At 72.6% G+C, this 23,700-nt stretch carries 7 protein-coding genes and 2 pseudogenes; 6 read left to right on the top strand and 3 right to left on the bottom strand.

Annotation, left to right across the window (positions count from 1 at the left end; all coding sequences use genetic code 11):
• Nucleotides 1-50: 50 nt before the first annotated feature.
• Nucleotides 51-530 (top strand): Lrp/AsnC family transcriptional regulator, encoded by a 480-nt coding sequence (locus KGS77_RS32475; RefSeq protein ID WP_242586845.1) that lies wholly within the window; start codon nt 51-53, stop codon nt 528-530.
• A 21-nt stretch (nt 531-551) separates the two neighbouring features.
• On the opposite strand, the gene KGS77_RS32470 is transcribed toward KGS77_RS32475, so the two are convergent.
• On the bottom strand, nt 552-1,220 hold the full coding sequence (locus KGS77_RS32470) for a GNAT family N-acetyltransferase (protein WP_242586844.1): 669 nt from the start codon (nt 1,218-1,220) through the stop codon (nt 552-554).
• A gap of 118 nt (nt 1,221-1,338) precedes the next feature.
• Between KGS77_RS32470 and KGS77_RS32465 the strand changes: the two are divergent.
• A pseudogene (locus KGS77_RS32465) lies at nt 1,339-1,599 on the top strand (HAD family phosphatase); the annotation flags it as partial.
• 209 nt (nt 1,600-1,808) lie between these two features.
• Here KGS77_RS32465 and ligD read toward each other — a convergent pair.
• Nucleotides 1,809-2,813 (bottom strand): non-homologous end-joining DNA ligase, encoded by a 1,005-nt coding sequence (gene ligD / locus KGS77_RS32460; RefSeq protein WP_242586843.1) that lies wholly within the window; start codon nt 2,811-2,813, stop codon nt 1,809-1,811.
• A 76-nt stretch (nt 2,814-2,889) separates the two neighbouring features.
• On the opposite strand from ligD, the gene KGS77_RS32455 reads away from it, so the two are divergent.
• Nucleotides 2,890-3,951 (top strand): ATP-dependent DNA ligase, encoded by a 1,062-nt coding sequence (locus KGS77_RS32455; protein WP_242586842.1) that lies wholly within the window; start codon nt 2,890-2,892, stop codon nt 3,949-3,951.
• A 310-nt stretch (nt 3,952-4,261) separates the two neighbouring features.
• Nucleotides 4,262-5,287, top strand: coding sequence for a chitinase (locus KGS77_RS32450; RefSeq protein ID WP_242587819.1), 1,026 nt, complete (start codon nt 4,262-4,264; stop codon nt 5,285-5,287).
• A 131-nt stretch (nt 5,288-5,418) separates the two neighbouring features.
• Here KGS77_RS32450 and KGS77_RS32445 read toward each other — a convergent pair whose 3' ends face one another.
• The gene (locus KGS77_RS32445; protein ID WP_242586841.1) at nt 5,419-8,688 is read right to left on the bottom strand and encodes an amino acid adenylation domain-containing protein; all 3,270 of its coding nucleotides are present in this window, start codon (nt 8,686-8,688) and stop codon (nt 5,419-5,421) included.
• Between the two features lie 753 nt (nt 8,689-9,441).
• Here KGS77_RS32445 and KGS77_RS32440 point away from each other — a divergent pair.
• Together KGS77_RS32440 and KGS77_RS32435 are read left to right on the top strand one after the other, a co-directional pair.
• On the top strand, nt 9,442-13,572 hold the full coding sequence (locus KGS77_RS32440) for an amino acid adenylation domain-containing protein (RefSeq protein ID WP_277994295.1): 4,131 nt from the start codon (nt 9,442-9,444) through the stop codon (nt 13,570-13,572).
• Nucleotides 13,572-23,461: pseudogene (locus KGS77_RS32435) on the top strand (amino acid adenylation domain-containing protein). The gene KGS77_RS32440 and the pseudogene KGS77_RS32435 overlap by 1 nt, the downstream one beginning before the upstream one ends.
• Nucleotides 23,462-23,700: the final 239 nt, after the last annotated feature.

Genomic DNA, 23,700 nt, shown 5'->3' with positions numbered 1-23,700 from the left:
TTGGTACATTCGCAGAGGCTCGTTGCCGAAGATGAGGAGGCTGTTGGAACATGGCTGTGGACGCCCTCGACGCGAAGATCCTCCGGCTGCTGCTGGAACAGCCGCGCACGAGCGTGCGGGAGTACGCGCGCATCCTCGGTATCGCCCGGGGCACGGTCCAGGCGCGGCTGGACCGGCTGGAGCGCGACGGGGTGATCACGCAGTACGGCCCGCGTCTGTCCCCCGCCGCGCTCGGTCACCCGGTCCTGGCGTTCGTCCACATCGAGGTCACCCAGGGGCACCTGGAGGAGATGGCGGACGCGCTGGCCGAGGTACCGGAGATCATCGAGGCGTTCTCGACCACCGGCGGCGGGGACCTGCTGGCCCGGGTGGTGGCACGGGACGCGGCGCATCTGGAGGATGTGATCCAGCAGTTGATCAAGCTGCCCGGTGTGGTGCGCACCCGCACGGAGGTGGCACTGCGGGAGCGGGTGCCGCACCGGATGCTTCCGCTGGTCGAGGCGGTGGGGAACACCGCGAAACCACGATGAGGCTCCCGCTGCCGGGTGTGGTCAGGCGCTGGGCGCGTCGGTGCAGGGCAGGCTCATGAACAGTGCCGTCTCGCCGGCGGATGCCGTGCCGTCGTACAAGGAGGTGTCCAGTCCGCAGAAGGTGAAGCCGAAGCGCAGATAGGCACGGATGGCCGGGGCGTTGATGTTGGTGACCTCCAGCCAGACGTGGCTCGCGCCGAGGGCCCGCGCGCGGTCGACCGCATGACGCAGCAAGGTGCGGCCCACGCCCTGGCCCCGGTGGGTGGGAGCCACCTCGACGTCGGCGATGGTCAGCCGGCGGTTCCAGGAGGCGTACTTCGTGGTGAGGAAGCCACAGACATGGCCACCGTCGACGGCCACGACGGTGTGGACATCGGGCGAACGCTCGTCGTCTTCGCCCTCGCCCTCGTCGCCATCGTCATCCTCGACGTCCTCGTCGTCCGGGAACTCCTTGTGGATCGGCGGGTCCACGGCGGTGGGGCGGATGGTGAATCCCGTGCCGGTGTTCACCACCTCGAAGACGGTGTCCGTGGTGAACGAGCCGTCGATGGCTTCGATGGCCGCGTCGTCCTCGGGGCGTGCCGAGCGGTAGACCAGCGTTCCGACAGATCCGAAGGCCGGTGCTTCTAACGTGTGGGGGTCGTGGGCGCCATGGGGGTGGTGAGGGTCGTGAGGTCCGGTTGTCGACATGGCGGCACCGTATCGGCGGGGGCGGCGAGCGTGATCGGAGGGGTGACTCGGGGGCTTCCTGTACGGGTGCCGGGCTCCTCGGCCGTACGGGTGTAAGGGTGAGGAGGGAGGCGCGTGCATGCGGGACTTCACCTGGGAGCGGCACACCCGCTTCATCGGCACCGGTACGCGCGAGACATTGGAGGCCCTTCGGGACGAGTGCGGCATCGACGCACTGCCCGACGAGCTGCCGACCGGGAAGAACCGTGCCTATGTCGAGCTGGCACGCGACCGTACCCAGGCCTTCCCCGAGATGCGTGGGTTGGTGGAGCGGCTGTATGCCGCCGGGCATCCCATGGCGGTGCTGTCCGGCTCCTCGCGGGCCGCGATCGGGGCGGTGCCGGCGCAGGGCTGCTGTTCAAGGGCGGCCAGAGGGGAGTCACGGCGCGGGCCGCGTACGACTGGCTCAGCGCCGGGCGGGAAGGTGGCGGGTGAGGGAGGAGACAGGCAGGGAGGCGGCAGGGAAGGCGGAGACGGGAAGGTGTCGGGAGGGTGTGCCGGGAGGGCGGTGTCGGTGAGGAGTGGGGGATGCGGGTGGTGCGGGGCGGGTCATTTTTTGGCGCGGCTGGGCTGGACCCGTTTGGGTTCGCCCTTCATCTTGGGGTGTTCCGGCGGGTAGGGCAGGTCGCCCAGACCGTGTTCGCGCTCGTCGCGGGCGGCCAGTTCCAAGGCCGCGTCCAGGCGGAAGGCGTGGGTGTCCATGTCGGCGTACGGATCTCCGGCCTCCGCGAAGCGGGCCGGCATGGTGGCCAGGTCAAAATCCTCGGGCACGGCGCTGGTCAGTTCCTCCCAGCGCAGTGGCGCGGAAACCGGTGCGTGCGGGAAGGGCCGTACGGAGTAGGCGCCGGCGATCGTGCGGTCACGGGCCGTTTGATTGTAGTCTACAAATAATTTTGCGCCGCGCTCTTCCTTCCACCAAGAGGTGGTGATCCGTTCCGGGTCGCGCCGCTCCAGCTCCCGGGCCACGGCGATCGCCGAGCGCCGTACCTGGGTGAAGGTCCAGTCGGCAGCGATGGGGACGAAGACGTGCAGGCCACGGCCGCCGGAGGTCTTGGGCCAGCCGGTCAGGCCGAGTTCGTCCAGGACCTCGCGCAGGGTGAGGGCGGCCCGTACCGCGTCGCCGTAGCCGGTTCCGGGCTGCGGATCGAGGTCGATGCGCAGTTCGTCCGGGTGCTCGGTGTCGTGACGGCGCACCGGCCAGGGGTGAAAGGTCAGACAGCCCAGGTTCGCCGCCCACAGGACGGCGGCGGGCTCGGTGGGGCAGATCTCGTCGGCGTACCGACCGCTGGGAAAGGTGATCCGGCCGGTCGGGATCCAGTCGGGGAGGTTCTTGGGCGCCCGTTTCTGGAAGAAGGACTCACCCTCCACCCCGTCGGGGTAGCGTTCCAGCGTCGTGGGGCGGTCCTTCAGGGCGCGCAGGACGCCGTCGCCGACGGCCAGGTAGTAGCGGACCACATCGGCCTTGGTGAAGCCGCGCCGCGGGAAGTAGACCTTGTCCGGGTTCGACACCCGGACCGTCCGTTCGCCGACGGTGAGCTCCAGCGCCTCTGCCATGCACCCACGCTAGGCCGTACGGGCGGACGCCGCCCGTCGGCGGGCGGGGGGCGGTCCGCGACCGCACAATCGCCGCATGGATCTTCCCGTGATGCCGCCCGTGCAGCCGATGCTGGCCAAGAGCGCCGCGGCCATTCCGCCCGGCATGCAGTACGAGGCCAAATGGGACGGCTTCCGGGCCGTCGTCTTCCGCGACGGCGAGGAGATCGAGCTGGGCAGCCGCTCCGGCAAGCCGCTCACCCGCTACTTCCCCGAACTCGTGGCAGCCCTGCGCGAGCGGGTCCCGGAACGCTGCGTCCTGGACGGCGAGATCGTCATCGCCCGTGACGGCCGTCTGGACTTCGACGCCCTTCTGGAGCGCATCCACCCCGCGGAATCCCGGGTACGCCACCTGGCGAAGGTGACTCCGGCGAGCTTCGTGGCCTTCGACCTGCTCGCCCTGGAGGAGGAGTCGCTGATGCCCGTACCGCAGCGTGCCCGCCGGGAGGCGCTGACGAAGGCGCTGCGTGCCACCGCGCCGCCGGTCTTCCTCGCCCCTGCCACGGACGATTTCGACGTCGCCCGCGCCTGGTTCGAACACTTCGAGGGGGCCGGCCTGGACGGGATCGTCGCCAAACCGCCCGACCTCCCCTACAGGCCGGGTGAGCGGGCCATGGTCAAGGTCAAGCATGAACGGACCGCCGACTGCGTGGTGGCGGGGCTGCGTCTCCACAAGAGCGGACCGGTCGTCGGCTCCCTGCTCCTGGGCCTGTACGACGAGGCCGGCCGGCTCCAGCACGTGGGTGTCTGCGCCTCGTTCCCGATGGCCCGGCGCCGGGCACTGATGGCCGAACTGGAACCGCTGCGGATGGCTTCCGCTGCGGGACATCCGTGGGAGCGGTGGACCAGCGAGGAGGCACAGGCCGCCGACCGGCTGCCGGGCGGCCCCAGCAGATGGACCGGGAAGAAGGACCTGTCGTGGATCCCGCTGCGCCCGGAGCGGGTGGTGGAGGTGGCCTACGACCACATGCAGGGCGACCGCTTCCGGCACACCGCCCAGTTCCGCCGCTGGCGCCCCGACCGGGAGCCGGAGCAGTGCACGTACGCGCAGTTGGAGGAGCCGGTCCGGTACGACCTGGCGGAGGTTCTGGGCGCGTGACGGTTTTGCCGGCGTGACGATGCGATGGATGCAACGGTGCTACGGGCGTGACGGCGTTATGGGCGTAGTGGTGCGACGGGCGTAACCGGGGCACCCCCGTACGCGCGTTGGTACAGACCTATTGACGGTTGGTCTGGACCGTTTTAGCGTCTGGCCCGACGTGCCCCGAGCGAGCGGGCCGGCCGCGACGGGAAGGAGCACAGCGATGACCCGACCCCGCCGGACGACGACGCACCGGCATCGGTACCCGCACCTGCGCCCGTACCGGCTCCTGCTGGGAGTCGGTCTGGTACTGGCCGTCCTCCTCCAGATGGCACTTCAGACGACGTTCCGGGCAACGGCCGCTCCGGCGCCGAGCGCGGCACCGGGAGGCGGAGCCGAGACGTGCCCGGTCAGACCGAGGCCCGCGGGCAAGGTGCTCCAGGGTTACTGGGAGAACTGGGACGGCGCCGCGAACGGCGTACACCCCCCGTTCGGCTGGACTCCCGTCACCGATCCCCGCATCCGCGCACACGGCTACAACGTGGTCAACGCGGCGTTCCCGGTCATCCTCTCCGACGGCACCGTCCTGTGGGAGGACGGAATGGACGCCACGGTCAAGGTCGCGACCCCGGCCGAGATGTGCCGGGCCAAGGAGTCCGGCCTCACGCTCCTGATGTCCATCGGTGGCGCGGCGGCGGGCATCGACCTCTCCTCCCGGTCCGTCGCCGACCGGTTCGTCGAAACGGTGGTGCCCATCCTCAAGGCGTACAACTTCGACGGCATCGACATCGACATCGAGACCGGCCTCACCGGCAGCGGCAGCATCACCACGCTGTCGGCCTCCCAGGCCAACCTGATCCACATCATCGACGGCGTACTCGACCGGATGCCGCCCGGGTTCGGCCTGACGATGGCGCCGGAGACGGCCTATGTCACCGGGGGCAGCGTGACCTACGGCTCCATCTGGGGAGCGTATCTGCCCATCGTGAAGAAGTACGCGGACAACGGCCGGCTGTGGTGGCTGAACATGCAGTACTACAACGGCAACATGTACGGGTGCTCCGGTGACTCCTACTCCGCCGGTACGGTCGCGGGGTTCACCGCGCAGACGGACTGCCTGAACAAAGGACTGGTCGTCCAGGGCACCACGATCCGGGTTCCCTACGACAAGCAGGTGCCGGGACTGCCGGCCCAACCGGGCGCCGGCGGTGGCTACATGGCGCCGAGCCTGGTGTCGCAAGCCTGGAACCGGTACGGCGGCGGCCTCAAGGGACTGATGACCTGGTCGGTCAACTGGGACGGGTCCAAGGGCTGGACGTTCGGTGACAACGTCAAGGCGCTGCAGGGCCGCTGAGAGGCGACGGGCCGTTCAGACCCGGTGGGCCGCTGAGAGCCGGCGGGCTCGGCGGCCCACCGCCCACCGCCCTCGTCCTCGCACCGCACCGCCCCAACCCGTCCCCGCGGGCCCGCGGGCCCCCAGCCCCGCTATCCGTCGACACCGTGCTCGTACGAGTCCTCGTACGCCTCCTCCGCCTGGAGTTCTGCCACCACGGCGGCGATGCCCCGGATGGTCGGCGCGTCGAAGTACGCCGACAGCGGCACCTCGACGCCGAGCCGGTCCCATATGCGGGTCGATATCTGGGTCATGGTGATCGAGTGGCCGCCGAGGTCGAAGATGTCCTCCTCGTCCCCGAGTTCGGGCAGCATGAGCACCTCGCGCCAGATGTCCCGTACCGTCTCCAGTGGACTCTCCGGCAGGTTCTCCGGTGCACCGCCCGCACCCTCCGCATCTCCCGCCCCACCGGCACTGCCCGTACCCTCAGCGGCTTCCGTGCCGTCCACGGCCTCGGACGGCACATCGGTGGCGGTCCCGGCCGGGTACGGCAGCGCCGCACGGTCGAGTTTGCCGTTCGGTGTGGTCGGCAGCGCGTCGAGCGCGACGAACACCTCGGGCACCATGTACGCGGGCAGCGCCGCCGCCAGTTCCCGCCGCAGGTCGCCCGCCCGGGCGCGGCCGACGTGGTAGCCGACCAGCCTGCCGTCCCGTACGGCGGCGGCGGCCAGCTCCACACCCTCCACCGCGAGCAGCCGCGACTCGATCTCACCCAATTCGATTCTGAATCCCCGGAGCTTGATCTGATCGTCGGCCCTGCCGAGGAACTCCACCCGCCCGTCGTCGCGGTGGCGCGCCCGGTCCCCGGTCCGGTACATCCGGCTGCCCGGCGGCCCGAACGGATCCGGCAGGAACCGCTGCGCGTCCAGCTCCGGCCGGCCGACGTACCCGCGCGCCAGGCCGGCCCCGGCGACGTAGAAGTCGCCGGGCACGCCGACCGGTACGGGTGTCAGCCGCTCGTCGAGCACGTAGACCCGGGTGTTGGCCAGCGGACGGCCGATCGTCACCGGGTCCTGCGCGCCGGCGGGGATCTCCTCCCAGGTCGACCAGATGGTGGTCTCCGTCGGGCCGTAAACGTTCAGCAGCCTGCCGACCTTGGGGCGCAGCCGCTGGGCGAGCGCCTGCGGCAGTGCCTCGCCACCGGCCAGCGCGGTGACGGCGGGCGCCTGGAAGCCGCTGTCCAGGAGCATCGCCCAGCCGGTCGGGGTGGCCTGTACGTGGGTGACGCCGTGCCGGGCGGCCAGTTCGCTCAGCGCCCTGCCGTCGCGGGTCTGGCTCTCGCTCGCCACGACCACCGTGCCGCCCGTGACCAGCGGGAGGAAGAGTTCCAGGCCGGAGATGTCGAACGACACGGAGGTCAGCGCCAGCCAGCGGTGGCCGGGCCGGGCGTCGAGCAGGTCCCGGAAGGACAGCAGCAGGTTGGTCAGCGAGCGGTGCTCGATCTGTACGCCCTTGGGGCGGCCGGTCGAACCGGAGGTGTAGATGACGTACGCGAGGTCTTCGGCGGAGGGCGCCCCGACCGCGCCGGCACCGTCCACGCCGCCGTCCCTGAAGCCGACACCGGGCAAGCCGGCACCGTCCATCCCGTCGCCGGCCGTCAGGTCGCTGTCATTCAGCTCGTGGGCGGCCCCCGAGTCCGCGAGGACGAACGCGGTACGTTCCGCCGGGTACACCGCGTCCAGCGGGATGTAGGCCGCCCGTGCCTTGAGGACCCCGAGCAGTCCCACCAGCAGCCGTTCCGTCCGGCTCGCCCGCACGGCGACGAGCGAGCCCGCGCCGATGCCCTTCTCCCGCAGCCGGCCGGCGAGGGCTTCGGCGTCGGCTTCCAGTTCGGCGTAGGTCAGGCGCCGGTCCCCGTGGACGACGGCGACGGCGTCCGGCCTGCGGGCCGCCTGCTGCGCGATCAGCTCCGGCACGGTGTGCGGCGGGTACTCCACCGCCGTGTCGTTCCAGTCCGTGAGCAGCCTGTCGCGCTCGTCCTCCTCCAGCAGCACCAGTTCGGCCAGCGGGGCGTCGGGGGAGCTTGTGGCGTGGGTGAGCAGCGTCAGCCAGTGCCGGCCCGTGCTTTCGGCCCGCTCGCGGGTGATGGACCGCGGCGGGTACTGGATGAGGACGCCGAAGTCGTCGGGGCCGTCGGTCAGCTCGATGCGCAGCGCGTTGCGGGCGGTGTGGTTGGACGGTGACCAGTCCGCCGCCACCTCCAGGCCGGGGAAGCGCGGCGCGGCGCCCGTACGGCGGTAGGTCAGCGAGACCGGAGCCAGCGCGACGCCCGGCCTGACCCCCGCTCCGACGCGTCCGAGCGGGACCTCGCGCACCTGGTACAGCTCCCGCAGTCCGGCTCTGACCGCGCGGGCGTACTCCGCGAACGGTGTGCTGCTCCTCGGCGCGGAGGAGAAGGGCAGTTCGTTGACGTGGACGCCGATGTGGTCGCGCTGGTCCGCGGTGCGGGTGCCGAGGTCCAGGGCGGTGACGGGCGTGCCGTTGCCGTAACGGAAGAGCAGGGCGTGCAGGGAGGCGACCAGCAGCTCGAACCGGGTCACGCCGATACGTTCCGCCAGCGGCCCCAGTGCGGCCCGCAGCTCCGCGGGGAGTCGGAACTCCACCGACTCGCCGTCCTGGACGCCCTGGGCGGGGCGGGTCAGGCCGGGGAGGACCACGTCCTCGTCACCGAGCGGGCGGTCGGCCCAGTACCGGCGGGCGGCAGGCAGTTTGGCGGCGATCCGTTCCTCTTCGGCGCCCGCCGGTTCGGCCGTCGGCAGCCCGGGGAGTACGGGGGCGCGGCCCTCGGTCCGCGCGCCGTAGTACTCCGCCAGGTCGGCGGCGAACAGTTCCATGGAGCGGCCGTCGAAGACGATGTGGTGGGCGACCACGAGCAGCCGGTGTTCGCGGGGGCCGACGACCTGGAGGACCAGGCGGCACAGCGGTCCGTGGGCGAGGTCGAACGGCGCCCGGATGTGCTGCCGGGTGGCCTCCTCGCCCGCCGGCTCGACGAGGAGTGCGGGGCGGGCCGCGGCCGGTATCAGGTACGGGACGCCGCCCCGGTCCTCGACGGCGCTGGTGAGCTGGTGGTGCCGGTCCAGCACGGCATCGCAGGCGTGGCGCAGGGCGGGGACGTCCAGGGGTCCGTCGAAGCGCAGGGTGAACGGTACGTGGTGGACGGCCCCGCAGTCTTCGAGCCGCTCGTTGAACCAGATCCCGCCCTGCGCGGCCGAGGCGGGGCGTGCCTCGGGCCGGGCAGGCGAGGGCCCGTCCGGAGCCGGGGCCGGAACTGGAATCGAGGCCGGGGCCGGGGCTGGGGCAGGCCCGGGACCGAGGGGCGGGAGCTTGTTGGAGCGTCGGACATCGCACGTCCTGCCTGTCACCGTGGTGGGCCGCCGGTAGGGGTCTCCTCGGGCGCTGCGGCTTCCGGTTGCCGGTCGCCCCGGCGCCGATGGAGCGACGTCAATCTGCCTCAACCCTGCTGCCGTATGCAACTTTCTGATCGGCTCTCATCGCTTTTTGTCGATCTCCTGGACTCCTTGTCGGCTTCTCCTCCTGTCGGCTTCCTGAATCCTCTCCACCCCTCCCTAACCTCGCCTTGGCCCCTTCCCGCTCTCTCCTTGCGTCCCTTCCGGCTTCTCGCCTTCGGCGCCGATCACCCACCGGCCCCACCGGTAACGGACCATTGACACACTCCGCAACCTTGTTCGATCATCGCCTGGGTGACAAAGTCACCACAGCGCCCCATTCGGGCGCCGTGTCCAAGGGGCTGCCCCCGGTGGCTCGGAAAGTGAGTGCGCGTCATGGGCACTTGAGGCGACCCGCGGCCGTGGACGACGGCCGCCGTCGGGACAATGGGCACCACCCCGCCCTCACGCACGCTTTACCGAGCCGGAATTCCGTCGCGGCGACGGAAGACGGAAGTCGCCAAGCCGGTCCGCACCATCGGCATGGCATCGGCCATCGGCGGATACGCGCCCGCGTCAGGCGCTTCCGTACCGCCGGTGCATCGATCGAAACTCCTTAGCTGATCACCACTCCTCAGTCCGTTACGGAACAGGCTCGGCCGCCCGGAAAAGCTGATCACCATCAGCCGTCGGCAGGCATGAGCCTCCCGCACAGAAAAAGAGCTGGCCTTGACGGCGAATCACCCGTTCCGCGCATCCCCTCCCGCACACCCCCGGGCAACGCGGAAACAGACCGCCATCGAACCGCTGACGGACCGTACGGCGCCCCTGGCGCTGTCCTTCGCCCAGCAGCGGCTGTGGTTCCTGGCGCAGATGCGGGGAGCGAGCCAGGCGTACCACATGCCCCAGGCGTTCCGGCTGCGCGGCCCGTTGGACCGCACGGTGCTGGCCCGTTCCCTGGACGCGCTGGTCGACCGCCATGAGGTGCTGCGCACCCGCCTGGCCGTCGTCGCGGGCGAGCCCGTGCAGCGGATCGGCCCTCCCGGTACGGGATTCGCCCTGCGGACCGAGGACCTGACCGGCCGGCCCGACGCGGAAAGCCGGCTCCGTGAGTTGCGGGAGCAGGCGGCCACCGCGCCGTTCGACCTGGCCCAGGACCCGCCGGCGCGCGGCCTGCTGATCACGCTCGCCGAGGACGACCACGTCCTGCTGCTGACGCTGCACCACATCGCGTCGGACGGCTGGTCCATGGGCGTGCTGACACGTGAACTCGGTGCGCTTTACACCGCTTTGCTTCAGGGCTCGGGCAATCCGCTGCCGCCGTTGCCGGTGCAGTACGCCGACTATGCCGCCTGGCAACGGGAACGGCTGTCGCGGGGCGCTCTGGCCAAGCAGGCCGATTACTGGAGAAAAGCTCTGGCGCACGCCCCCGCGTCACTGGAACTTCCCACCGACCGCCCCCGGCCGGCCGAACAGGACTACCGCGGCGGCCGGCTACGGCTGGAATTCGGCACGGAATTGACCACCGCACTCAAATCGCTGAGCCGACGCCACGGCAGCACGCTGTTCATGACGGTGCTGACCGGCTGGGCACTCGTACTTTCCCGGCTGTCCGGCCAGGAGAGCGTGGTCATCGGTACGCCCACGGCCAATCGCCGCCGCGCCGAACTCGAAGGACTGATCGGGTTCTTCGTCAACGCCCTGGCACTCCCGATCGACCTTTCCGGCAAGCCGACGGTGGCCGAATTGCTCAAGCGGGTGCGCGGCGCCACCCTTTCGGCCCTGGAACACCAGGACCTGCCGTTCGAGCAGGTGGTGGAACTGGTCAACCCGGCCCGCAGCCCGGCCCGTACGCCGCTGTTCCAGACGATGTTCGCCTGGCAGAACAGTGAAGAGGGCGTATTGGAGCTGCCGGGAATCAAGGTGACACCCCTGGATTCCCCTTACCGCGCGGCCAAGTTCGACCTGACGCTGTCCCTGGCGGAGGAGGACGGCCGTATCACCGGCGGGCTGGATTACGCCGAGGCGCTCTTCGACGCCGCCACGACCGAGCGGTACGGCCGCTATCTGCGGCGGGTGCTGAAGCAGATGGCCCAGGACCCCGACGCGGCGGCGGGCGCCCTCACCCTGCTCGACGAGCGGGAGCGGCGGCAGGTGCTGGTGGAGTGGAACGACACCGGTCACCGGGCCGTCGCGGGCACCGGAAGCGGAACCGGAAGCGGAGTCGAATCCGGAGCCGGAGCCGGAGCCGGAACCGCAGCCGGCAGTCCCGAGGAGCCCATGCCCCTCGGTCTCATCGAGCGCTTCGAGGCCCAGGCACGGCAGCGCCCCGCACAGCCGGCCGTGGTGTGCGAGGGCGAACGGCTGGACTACGCCACGCTGGAGCGGCGCGCCAACCGGCTGGCCCACGCCCTGATCTCCCGCGGCGTACGGCCCGACCAGGTGGTCGGCCTGCACACCGGACGTACGGCGGCGCTCGTGGTGGGCATCCTGGGCATCCTCAAGGCCGGCGCCGGCTATCTGCCGCTGGACCCCGCACTGCCCCGGGAGTGGCTGGCCGGCATGGTGAAGGGCGCGGCCCCCGCCCTGGTGCTGAGCGACGCCGCCGTACCGCCCAACGGCTGGCAGTCGCTGACCGCGGTCGAGGCCGGGGGAACCAGCGAGGACGCGCCCGGCGTCGCCGTTCACCCGGACGGCCTGGCGTACGTCATCCACACCTCGGGCTCGACAGGACGCCCCAAAGGCGTCGCGGTCCCCCGCGGCAGCGTCGTCAATCTGCTCGACCACTGGCTGACGCGGTTCGACGCCGCACCCGGTGAGGCGATGGCGCTCTGGTCGGGCATCGGCTTCGACTGTTCGGTGCAGGAGATCTGGCTGCCGCTGACCACCGGCGGCGTCCTGCACCTGGTGCCGGAGGACCTGCGCGCCGACCCCGACGCGCTGATGGACTGGCTGCGCACCCACCGCGTGGTCCACGCGTTCCTGCCCCCGGCCTTCGTCAAGTGGATCGACGAGGCGCCCGCGGAGCGCCTGGCCGGGCTGTCCCTGCGGCAGTTGCTGACGGGGGTGGAGCCCATCCCGGAGCAGGCCCTGCACCGTATGCAGCACCACCTGCCGGGTCTGCGCGTGCTCAACGGCTACGGACCGACCGAGGCGACCGTCTACAGCACCGCCTACCTCGGCCCGCGCCCGCTGCCCCGCAGGGCACCGATCGGCCGGCCGCTGGCCAACACCCGTGTCTATCTGCTGGACGACCGGCTCGAACCGGTCCCGGTCGGCGTGGCCGGTGAGGTCTTCATAGGCGGCGCGGGCCTGGCCCGCGGCTATCTGGGGCGGCCGGACCTGACCGCCGAGCGCTTCGTGCCCGACCCCTTCGTCCCCGGCGAGCGGATGTACCGTACGGGCGACCTGGCCCGCCTGCTGCCCGACGGCAATGCCGAGTACGTCGGCCGCCGGGACCAGCAGCTCAAGCTGCGCGGGTTCCGCATCGAGCCGGGCGAGATCGAGGCGGCGCTGCTCGCCGAGCCCGGGGTCCACGAGGCGGCGGTGCTGGCCGACACCGGCGGCACCGGCGAGCCGCGACTGGTGGCCGCCGTGGGCCGTGCGGAGGCGGCGCCACGGCTGCCGGAGGAATGGCGGGCCGCGCTGTCCCGGCGGCTGCCGGGGTACATGATTCCCGCGCTCTTCGTCGAACTGCCGCGGCTGCCGCGGACCCCCAACGGCAAGCTCGACCACGCGGCGCTGCTGGAGCGGGCCCGCGAGGAGAGCCCCGTACAGGTCAATCTGGCCAGTCCACGCGATCACATCGAGCTGGCGCTCTACCAGATCTGGCAGCGGCTGCTGGTGCGGACCGGGATCGGCGTCCGGGACAGCTTCTTCGACATCGGCGGCAGCTCGATCTCCGCCATCAAGCTGGCGCACGCCGTCCGTGCGGAGTTCGGGCAGAACCTGCAGATCCGCGACATCTTGCTGCACCCGACGATCGAGGCGCTGGGCGGTCTGCTGCGGCAGGGCGCGGCGAAGGGACAGGGGCACGCCTCGAAGGGCCCGCGGAGCGCCGCGCGGGGCCCGGACAGCAATCTCATCGCGTTCCGCGAGGGTGACGGCCGGCGGCGGGTGGTCTGTGTCCACCCGGCGGGCGGCACCGCCTTCTGCTATCTGCCGCTGGCCAAGGCGCTCCCGGACGACTGCGGGGTGTACGGCGTCCAGTCGCCCGGGGTGAACCCGGATGAAACGTTCCTGCCCACGGTCGAGGCAATGGCCGACGCCTATCTGCGGCTGATCGAACCGCTGCCGGACGCCGGACCGCTGGTCCTCACCGGACTCTCCTACGGCGGCCTGATCGCCCACGAGATGGGACGCCGGCTGGCACGGGCGGGACACCGCAAGGTGAGCGTGGTGCTGCTGGACACCCAGGGCAGTGACGACCCGGCCGAGCGCGCCGCGGTGGCGCCGGTGGAGATGGCCGAGTTCCGCGACAAGCTCGTCAAGTTCAACGGCATGTACCCGGGCATCGACGATGCGCAGATCGACCGGTACTTCCGCATCTACAACCACAACCGGCTGACCGCCCGCGACTACCTCCCGCCGCCCTCCCCCGCCCGGCTGGTCCTGATGCAGGCCGTCGAGGACGGGCAGGACACGCCCTTCCTGCGGGGCGTACGGGACTTCTGGCGCCGCCGCGCCGACGGTGACTTCCTGGTCGAACCGCTGCACTGCGACCACTGGGAGGTGCTGGAGTCCGCCGAGGTACCGCGGGTGGCCGCGCGGATCGCCTCCGAGCTGGCCCGCTTCCCGGACCCCGGCCCACCGGCATCCGCCGGAGAGGTGTCCGGGCCGGCTCAGGCGCAGGAGAAATGATGCACAGCGGAACGCACGGTTCACGCGAACCGAACCTCCCGGCCGGCCCGTCGGCCACCGGCCTGGCCCGTCGGGTGCAGGAGCAGGCCCGCCGTACCCCGGACGCCGTCGCGGTCGTGGACGGCGACCACAGCCTGGACTACGCCGCCCTGGACGCCGCCGGTGCCGCCGTCGCCCGCGCCCTGCGCCGGCACGGCGTACGGCCCGGCCAGGCGGTGGCGGTCTGCCTGCCGCGTTCCTGGCAACTGGTCTGCGCCATGCTCGGCATCCTGCGGCTGGGCGCGGTGGTCGTCCCGCTGGACGGCCAGAGCCCGCCCGAGCGGCGCCGGCACATCCTGACGGACTCGGGCAGTACGACGCTGATCCACGGCGGGGCGGCGCCGGCCGACGCGCCCGACGGCCTTCCCGGCACCGTACGGCCCCTGTCGGTGGCGTCCCTGCTCGAAGAGCCCGCGACCTGCGAAGCCACCGGTCCGGCCGCCGATGACGAGCCGCTGCCCCCGTACGACGCCCCGCCCGTCTCCTTCGTCTTCTTCACCTCGGGCTCCACCGGCCGGCCCAAGGGTGTCGAGGTCAACGACGCCGGCATCCTGCGTCTGGCCCGCTCCGGCCCCGGCTATCTCGACCTGGCGCGCTCCACCCGCTTCGCATGCCTGTCCAACCCTGCGTTCGACGCCCTGAGCTTCGAGGTCTGGGTGCCGCTGCTGACCGGCGGCTGCTGTGTGATTTTCGGGGACGAGGAGGTGCAGACGCCCCACCTGCTGGCGGCGGCGCTGCGGCGGGAGCGCGTGGACACCCTGTTCATCACGGTGGCGCTGTTCAACGCGGTGGTCGACAAGGTGGCGGACTGCTTCTCCGGCATCGGCCAGGTCCTGGTGGGCGGCGAACAGCTCAACGCCCGGCTGATCCGCCGCTGGTACCGCCACAACGCCGACGCCCCCACCCGGCTCCACAACGTCTACGGCCCCACCGAGTGCACCACTTTCGCCCTGTGCCACCCCGTCCCGCGCGACTTCGACGGGGACGTGATCCCGATCGGGCGGGCCCTGCCGGGCACCGGGGCACTGCTGGTGGCCGACGGCAGGCGGCCGGCCCGGCCCGGCGAGGTGGCCGAACTCCTGCTGTCCGGCGAGGGGCTGGCGGCCGGGTACCGCAATCTGCCGGAGGAGACCGGGCGCCGCTTCGTATCCCTCCCCTGGCTCGACGGCGGGCGCGAGCGGTACTACCGCACCGGTGACCTCGTACGCCAGGACGCCACCGGACTGATCAGCTACGTCGGACGCGCCGACCGGCAGGTCAAGGTCCGGGGATTCCGCATCGAACCGGGCGAGCTGGAGCGGCAGATCCTCGCCCACCCGGCGGTGCGACAGGCCTACGTCTGCACCCGCCGGGACGCGGCGGACGCGGCGGAGGAGCTGCTGGCCTATGTGGTGCCGGCCGCGGACCTGTCGTACGAGGACTTCGACCGCCACCTGGCGGCCGGCCTGCCGTCGTACATGAGGCCGCACCACGTCTACCTGGTGGAGGAACTGCCGCTCACCGCCAACGGCAAGGTCGACCGGGCGGCGCTGCTGGAGCGTGCGGACCGGCCCTGGCGGCGGGAGCGGGCCGGGGAGTCGGCCGCCACCGCCTGGGAGCGCGAGGTGCTGGACCTGGCGGGCGAGGTGCTGGGCGTACCGGGTCTGCGGCCGGACGACCGCTGGATCTCCTGCGGCGGCGACTCGCTCAAGGCCCTGCGGCTGCGTTTCGAGGTGCGCCGGCGCTGGGGCTGCGAGCTGCCGCAGGCGCGGGTCCTGCGAGGCGACTTCGCCCAACTGGCCGCCGCGATCGCCGAGGGCAGGTCCGCGCCGGACTCGCCCTACCCGGTGCCGGCCGCCCCGACCGGGGCCCGCTCCGCGCCGGCCACCTCCGAACAGCAGCGGCTGTGGCTCCTCCAGCAGCGGGACCCGCGCTCCACCGCGTACCACGTGGGGCTGTCCTTCCGGCTGGACGGCACGGTCGACGCCGCCGCGCTGCGGCAGGCGCTGCGGCGGCTGGTGGCCCGTCACCCGGCGCTGCGGACCGCCTTCCGGGCCACGCCCGAGGGCCTGCGGCAGGTGGTGGGCGAGCCGTACGACCCATGGCTGGAGCCCGGCGCCGGTACGGACCGGGGACACCGGAAGGCCGACGCCGACGCCGGCATCGGCACCGACATGGATCCGAAGCGCCGACGCGACACCGGTAGGCCCCCGGAGGCTCCAGAGCTCCCGGAGGCCCAGGAGGCGGACTGGCGCGCCTTCGCCGACCGCCTCTTCGCCGCCCCCTTCGACCTGGCCGAGCCGCGCCTGTTCGAGGCGTGCTGGCTGCCGCGCGAGGGCGGCGGGGTACTGCTGCTGCGCCTGCACCACATCGCCGTCGACGGCTGGTCGCTCAACGTCCTGTTCCGTGAACTGTCGGCCGGCTACGCGTCCGCGCTCGACGGGGAGGAAAGCCGGGCTCCCGAGGAGACGGCCGCCGTCCCCACCCCCCTGGACTACGCCGCCTGGCAGACCGAGTGGTTCGGCCGGGACGCCTACCGCTCCCAGCGCGCCGCGCTGCGCGACCACTACAGCGGTCTGCCGAAGGCGGCGGCGCCGCTGGAGCCGGTGCGCCCCGGGAGCGGCAGCCAGGCCGGCCGGCTGCTGCACGCCTGGCTCGACCCGGGCCGTCGCGCCGCGCTCGACAAGCTGGGCGCCGAACTGGGGCTCACCCGCTTCCAGGTGCTGCTGGGCGTGTTCGCGTGGAGTCTGTACGGCGTGACCGGGCGCACCCTGCCGCGGATCGCGGGCCCGGTGGCCAACCGCCCCGTGCAGGAGTTCGAGTCCAGTGTCGGTATGTTCGCCAACACCGTGCTGCTGCCGCTGGACCTGGCGCCGCGCGAGGAGCTGCGGGCGCAACTGCTGCGGCAGGGCGCCGCCGTCCAGGCGGTGCTGGACCGGCAGGACGTGGCGCTGGCCGATGTGCTGGCCGACGCCGGTCAGGAGTCCCGTACCGACGACCCGCCGTTCGACTTCATGTTCGTCCTGGAGAACACCGATTTCGGCGCGCTGGCGCTGCCGGGCTGTGCTGCCCGGCCGCGGTGGACCGTACCGGCCGACGCCAAGTGCCCGCTGACGCTGTCCGTGGTCGAGCACGGGGACGGTGTGGACTGCCTGTGGGAGTACGCCGACGGGTACTTCGACGGTGCCGAGGTGGAGGCGATGGCCGACCTGTTCCGGCGGGGGCTGGACAGCCTCGCCGAGGGCGGTGCGATCACCCTGGCCGAGCTGGCGGCCCCCTACCGGCGCGGTCTGCCCGAGGCCGGGCGGGGCGCTCCGGTGCGCCCGGCCTTCACCACCGTGGCCGAGGGATTCGCCCGCCAGGTCCGGCTGACCCCCGGCGCCCCGGCGCTGGTGGCTCCCGACGGCCGCCGTCTGAGCTACGCCGAACTCGACGCGCACGCCGCCGCGCTCGCCGCCGAACTGCGCGAGCGCCATCCGCTCGCGCCGCAGGAGGAACGTACGGCTTCGGGCACGGACTCCCGTACGAGCTCGCGCGCGGACTCCCCTGCGAACTCCCGTACCGGCTCCCGTACCACCTCTGGGCCGCGCAGTGTCGCGCTCCACTTCGAGCCCTCCGTCGAGCACGTGGTCTCGCTGCTGGCGCTGGCCAGGCTGGGCATCACCATCGTGCCGCTCGACCCGTCCTACCCGCCCGCGCTGCTGCGGCAGATCCTGGAGCAGGTGGAACCGCTCTGTGTGCTGATGCCGCCGGACGGCGCCGCGGCACTCGACGCGATCGCCCCGAGCGGCCTGCCCCGGCACCCGGTCACACTGAAGGACGTCACCGCCGTACCGGACCCGCCACCGTACGAGGACGCGCCCGGTGAGGTGCCGTACGACACCACCGCGTCGGACGGGCGGCGGCCCCTCTACACGCTGTTCACCTCCGGCTCCACCGGCACACCCAAGGGCGTGCAGGTCCCCGACCGCACCCTGTGCAACCTGCTGCAGTGGCAGAACGACGCGGACGGCCCGGCGGGCGGCGCCGTCACCCAGCAGTTCTCCATGCTGTCCTTCGACGTCTCCTTCCAGGAGATCTTCGGCACGCTGTGCGGCGGCGGCTGCCTCCACCTCGTACGGCCGGCCTGGCGGCAGGACGTCCCGGCGCTGCTGGAGCAGCTCGAAACGGCGGGCATCGAGCGGCTGCACCTCCCGTACGTGGCGCTGCAACTCCTGGCCGAGCACGGGGTCCGGCTGGGCCGCTACCCCTCGCGGCTGCGCGAGGTGGTCACCGCGGGCGAGCAACTGCTGTGCACCGACGCCATCCGCCGCTGGTTCGCCGGGCTGGCCGGCGCGCGCCTGTTCAACCACTACGGTCCGACCGAGACCCATGTGGTCAGCAGCCTGTGCCTGGACGGCGACCCGGCACACTGGCCGGCCCGGCCGGCCATCGGCAGGCCGGTCGCGGGCGCCTGGCTGCGGGTGGTGGACGAGGCCGACGAGCCGGTCCCGCCGGGCTGCCCCGGACATCTGCTGATCGGCGGAGTGATGGCCTGGCCCTGCTACCTGGGCGACACCGGACTCAACCGCTCCCGCTTCGTCGAACTGCCCGGCCTCGGCGTCTTCTACCGCAGCGGCGACCGGGCCCGGTTCGACCGGGAGAGGCTGCTGCACTATCTGGGCCGCGAGGACCAGCAGATCAAGCTGAGCGGTCACCGGCTGGAGCTGGGACAGGTCGAGGCGGCGCTGCTGCGGCACCCGGAGGTCCGCAACGCGGTGGTGGTACGGGACGGCGAGCGGCTGGCCGCCTGTCTCCAGTTCCGTACGGCGCCGGCGGACCCGGAGCCGACCGCGGAGGCCCCCGGACCGGTCGCAAAGGACCTGACGCCGACGGCGGGGGACCCGACGCCGACGGTGGAGGACCTGACGCGTCACCTCGCACCGCTGCTGCCGCCCTACGTACGGATCGACCGCTACCGCCGGCTCGACGCGCTGCCGCTGACGCCCAGCGGCAAGCTGGACCGCCGCCGGGCACTGACCGCGCCGGGTACGGAGCTGCGTCCGCGCCCGGCCGCCGCACCGGCCCTGACGGCACGCGAGGCCCGTCTCACCGAGTTGTTCGAGACGGTGGTCGGCATACCCGTCGGACCCGAACAGCGCTTCTTCGACGCCGGTGCCACCAGCCTGGACCTGATGCGCTTCCATCTGCGCTGTACGGCCGAGCCGGACCTGCGGTTCTCCATCCCGGACCTGTTCGAGCACGTCACCGTGCGACGGCTGGCCGGCTTCCTGGACGGTCGGCACGGACAGGACGGGCGGCCCGGGAGGGTGCGGCAGGACACCCGCCCGGCCGACGCGCCAGAGGCAACCGGTACGGCAGAGACAACCGATGCGGCCGATGCGGCGGACGAGCCGATCGCCGTCGTCGGCATGGCGGTACGGCTGCCCGGCGCCGACGACCTCGCCGCCTTCTGGGAGATGGTGAAGTCCGCGGGCCGCGGCATCGAGCACTTCGACGCCGAGAACGGCCTGGTGGGCGCCCGCAGCCAGATGTCGGGGCTGCTCGCCTTCGACCCGGCGCACTTCGGCATCAGCCGCCAGGAGGCACGGCTGATGGACCCGCAGCAGCGCCACCTGTTGATGACTTCCGTACAGGCGCTGGCCCATGCCGGAATCGCAGACCCGGCGGGACGGCGCATCGGACTGGTCGCCGGCTGCGGCGAGAACACCTATTTCCAGTCCATGCTCCGTGAGGCCGACCCGGCACTGCTGCCGGACGGCTTCCAGATGGCCATCCACCACGAGAAGGACTTCCTGGCCACCAAGGTGGCCTACCACCTGAACCTGTCGGGACCGGCCTTCACCGTGCAGGCGGCCTGCGCGAGTTCCCTGGTGGCCGTGCACGTGGCCGCCGGGATGCTGCGCCAGGGCGACGCGGAGGTGATGCTGGCCGGCGGCGTACTGGTCGACACCCTGCTGACCGGCGGCTACCGCTACCGGCCGGGACACATCTTCTCCAAGGACGGCCACTGCCGCCCGTTCAGCGACGACTCCAGCGGCACCATCGGTGCCAGCGGCGTCGGCGTGGTCGTACTCAAGCCGCTGCGGCTGGCACGGCGGGACGGCGACACCGTGTACGCGGTGATCACCGGCTCGGCCCTCAACAACGACGGCTCGGGCAAGATGAGTTACAGCGCGCCCTCCCTGGCCGGCCAGCGCGAGGTGATCCGTACGGCGCTGCGCCGCAGTGGCCGCACCGCCGCCGACCTGGGGTACGTCGAGGCGCACGGCACCGGCACCGAGCTCGGTGACCCGGTCGAGGTCGGCGCGCTGCGCCAGGCGTTCGGCCTGACGGAGCCCGGCGGTTGTGCGCTGACCTCGGTGAAGAGCCAGATCGGCCACCTGGGCGCCGCCGCGGGCGTGGTCGGTCTGATCCGGGCCACGCTGGCGGTCCACCACGGTCTGATCCCGCCCAATGCCGGCTTCCGCCGTGCCAACCCGCGGATCGGACCGGACCTGGTGCCGTTCTCCATACCGACGCGGGCGCTGCCCTGGCCGGACGGCCGGCCACGGGTGGCGGCGGTGAGCAGCTTCGGCATCGGCGGCACCAACGCGCACCTGGTCCTTGAGGCGTACGAGGAGACGGCGCCCCGCTCGGGGGCTGTGTCCAGACCCGCCCCCGTACCCGTCCTGACGCTCTCCAGCAGCAGCGAGGCGGGGCTGCGGGCCGACGCCGCCCGTATCGCCGACTACCTTCAGGCCCGGCCCGAGGCGTACGGGGACGTGCTGCGCCACGTGCAGGCCGGCCGGAGCGCGTACCGGTGGCGGGCGGCGGCGGTCTGCGCCGGTCCGGCCGCCGCGGTGGCCTGGCTGCGTACGGTGTCCGGCGCGGAAGTGACGCCCGGGCGGACCGAGGTGGCACCGGGCGGGGCCGAGCTGGCACCGGGCGAGGGGGTCCCGTCGGGCAGCGGCGGGTCCTGGCGCGCCGAGGACCACCCGGCCGGGGAACTGGCCGCCGCCTGGGCGGCCGGCCGGGACATCCGGTGGCCGGCCGGGCCGGCGCAGGCGCCGTGGGACTTCCCGCCACCGGCGTTCGCACTGACCGACCACGACTTCCCGCGTCCCGCCCCTTCGCAGGTCACGGCCCCGACGAGCATCGCGGCTCCGGCAGGCATCGCGGCCCCGACAGGCATCGCGGCTCCGGCAGGCATCCGGCATGGGCAGGACACCGGGCCAGGCACCCGGGAGCTGCCGCGGCGGCTGCCGGAGGACGGCTGGCTGCACCAGCCGCACTGGGTACGGCTGCACCGCGCCGCGCCGGCCGCCACCTCCCGAGCCCCGGGAGTGCTGGTGATCATGACGGCCGAGCCGTTGCCCCCGAAGTCCTGCGCCCCTTCGAGGCGGCTTACGAGCGGGTCGTACGGGTCGGCGCGGCCGGTGCCTTCGCCCGGCTCGCGGAGGATTGCTACGAGGTCGACCCGGCCGACACCGGCTCGCTGCGGGAGCTGTTCGACGCGCTGGCCGACGCGGGCCGGGCCGGTATCGACTGGCTGCACGCGCTGCCGCTGGCGGTCGACGGCGCGGTGGGGCCGCAGACTCTCGCGCGCGCCCGCTGGGCCTGCCTGGACACCCCGGCCGCGCTGCTGCGGGCGGTGACCGGCCTGCCGCACGCCCCGCGGCTGCGGCCGTGGTGGCTGTCCCACCTGGCGCAGCCCGTCGAGGGGGCCGTACAGCGGCCGGAGCTGGGCCTGTTGGCCGGAGCCTGCGAGGTGGCACCGCAGGAGTGTGCCGTCGACGGCCGCTGGCTGGACCTGCCGGGCCGTGACCCGGCCGACTGGGCACCGGCGCTGGCCGCTTTGCTGGCACAGGCGGACGACGCGGCGGGCGCGCCGCGACGGCTGGCCCTGCGGCAGGGCTACTGGTGGCAGCCAGCGCTGCTGCCGGTGCCCGCCCCCGCGCCGACGGCCCCCACCGCGCTGCCCGCCGTGGCGGGCACGTACCTGATCCTCGGGGGCACCGGAGGCATCGGCGGCAGCATCGCGGCCTGGCTGCTGGCCCGCTCCGCGGACTCCCGGGTGATGCTGCTGGCCCGTAGGCCGCGGCTGCCGGAGGAACTGGCGCCGTGGGCGGACCGCGTCGAACTGATCGAGGCGGATCTGAGCGAGGAGGGAGCACCCGAGGCGGTGCTCGCCCGGCTCGGGCGGCGCACCCGCCGGATCGACGGCGTGGTGCACGCCGCGGGCGTGGCGGCCGGCGCGCTGATCACCCGGCGTGACGCCGCCGCGATGCGGCCCGCCACGGCGGCGAAGCTGCACGGCGCGCTGCTGGTCGAGCGGCTGATCGAGCGTTACCGGCCGGCCTTCGCGGCCTACTGCTCCTCGATGGCGGCGCTGTTCGGTGGCATCGGCCAGTTCGACTACGCCGCCGCCAACGGCCTGCTGGACGGCTTCGCCCGCTACCGGGCCGAGGAGCCCGGGAAGAACGATGACACCGGAGGGACCCATGACATCGGGGAGGACGGGGAGACCGGGGGCACACTGCGCATCGGCATCGACTGGGACATCTGGAGCGAGGCCGGTATGGCGCGGCACGCCCTGCGCACCGACGCCCGCCACCAGGCGCACCTGACGGTCGGCCTGGCGGTGAAGGAGGGCCGGCGGATCTTCGAACGGGCGCTGCGCCTGCAACTGCCGCAACTGCTGGTGTCCACCACGGCGTTGGAGGAGGCGCGCGGATTCTACGCCGCTGCGGTGCCCGATCCGGCGTCGGCGGGCGACCCGGTCCCGAAGGCCGTACGGGAAGACGCGTCGAGGGACCTCACACAGGGCGCGCCGGGAGACGTACCCGGGACGGGTTCGGTGTCTCCCGGTGCGCGGGACGCGGCGGTCGCGGAACTGACCGACTGGCTGTGCCGATGGCTGGGGCTGGACGCGCTCGATCCGGACATCTCGCTCTACGACCAGGGCGCCGACTCGCTCACCATGCTCGACCTGCTCGGCAAGGTGAAGGAGTCCTTCGGCGTCGACCTGGAGCTGTCCGAGCTGAGCCACCGGGTCAGCCTGGCCGACGTACTGGCGCGGCTGGACGCGCGGTCGTCCGCCGCTGTTGCGCCCACCGCACCGGCCACCGTCACGTCCGAGGAGAACCCGGTGGCCCTGGAGGTGTGGCAGGAAGGCACCGGCCGGGACCTGCTGTGCCTGGTCCACCCGGTCGGCGGGGACATCCAGGCGTACCGGGCACTGGTGACGGCTGTGGACCCGCGGTTCACCGTCTGTCTGATCGCCGACCCGGCGCTGCGCCGTCCCGAGCTGCCCTCCTGGTCCCTGGCCGAGCGCGCCCGCCGCTACCACGCCGCCTTGCGGGAACGTTTCCCGCACCAGGAGTGGCGCCGGTGGCTGGCCGGCTGGTCCTTCGGCGCGTGGGTGGCACAGGCGATGGCGGCCGAGGCCGAGGCGGCAGGCCATCCGGCACACGGGCTCTACCTGCTGGATCCCCCGCCGCCGGACGCCGGGCCGCGACTGCGGGCGTACGACGAGAGGGAACTTCAGGCGGTCTTCGCCCACGAGCTGGGCCAGGGCGGCGGCGCGGGGAAGACGGCGAGCCGGGAGGCCAGGAACTACGCCGAGCGGCTGGTGCGCTGCTGCCGGGCCAATCTGAGCAGCATGGCCGATCACGAGGTGCCGCGGCTGACCGCCACCCCCAGCGTCCTGTGGCTGGCGGACCGGCCGGTGGACGGCCTGCCGTCACTGGGCTCGCCAAAGGCTCAACGGCGGCTGTGGCAGGGGTATCTGCCCGAGCCCACGGCCTGTCACCGGCTCGGCACCACGCACTACGACATCGTCCGCATGCCGCAGGTACAGGTGATCGCCGACGTCGTCAACGCCACGTGAGCCGCCACGGGACACCGGCCCCTCCGGTGCCCGCCGACGCCCCTCACCGGCCCGCCGCCTTCCCCTCTCCCCCGCCGACGCCCGCCCGTCCGCCCGCCTCCCCCGACAAGGAAGACATCGACTTGGACACCGCCCAGGACACCCCCGCACGCCCGCCCGGCCCGGCCCGCGACACGACGCACGGGACCACCCACGGCCCGGTCCACGGCCCGGCGGGCACGGACACCGACTCCCCCAAG

The sequence above is a fragment of the Streptomyces sp. MST-110588 genome (assembly GCF_022695595.1).
Taxonomy (GTDB): domain Bacteria; phylum Actinomycetota; class Actinomycetes; order Streptomycetales; family Streptomycetaceae; genus Streptomyces.
The sequence above is the reverse complement of the archived record's forward strand: the minus strand, read 5'-3'. Positions and strand labels throughout refer to the sequence as shown.

What these genes read in the sequence shown, in the direction of transcription:
- KGS77_RS32475 (WP_242586845.1), top strand. Translation starts at nt 51, where the DNA reads ATGGCTGTGGACGCCCTCGACGCGAAGATCCTCCGGCTGCTGCTGGAA.
- KGS77_RS32470 (WP_242586844.1), bottom strand. Translation starts at nt 1,220, where the DNA reads ATGTCGACAACCGGACCTCACGACCCTCACCACCCCCATGGCGCCCAC.
- ligD (WP_242586843.1), bottom strand. Translation starts at nt 2,813, where the DNA reads ATGGCAGAGGCGCTGGAGCTCACCGTCGGCGAACGGACGGTCCGGGTG.
- KGS77_RS32455 (WP_242586842.1), top strand. Translation starts at nt 2,890, where the DNA reads ATGGATCTTCCCGTGATGCCGCCCGTGCAGCCGATGCTGGCCAAGAGC.
- KGS77_RS32450 (WP_242587819.1), top strand. Translation starts at nt 4,262, where the DNA reads ATGGCACTTCAGACGACGTTCCGGGCAACGGCCGCTCCGGCGCCGAGC.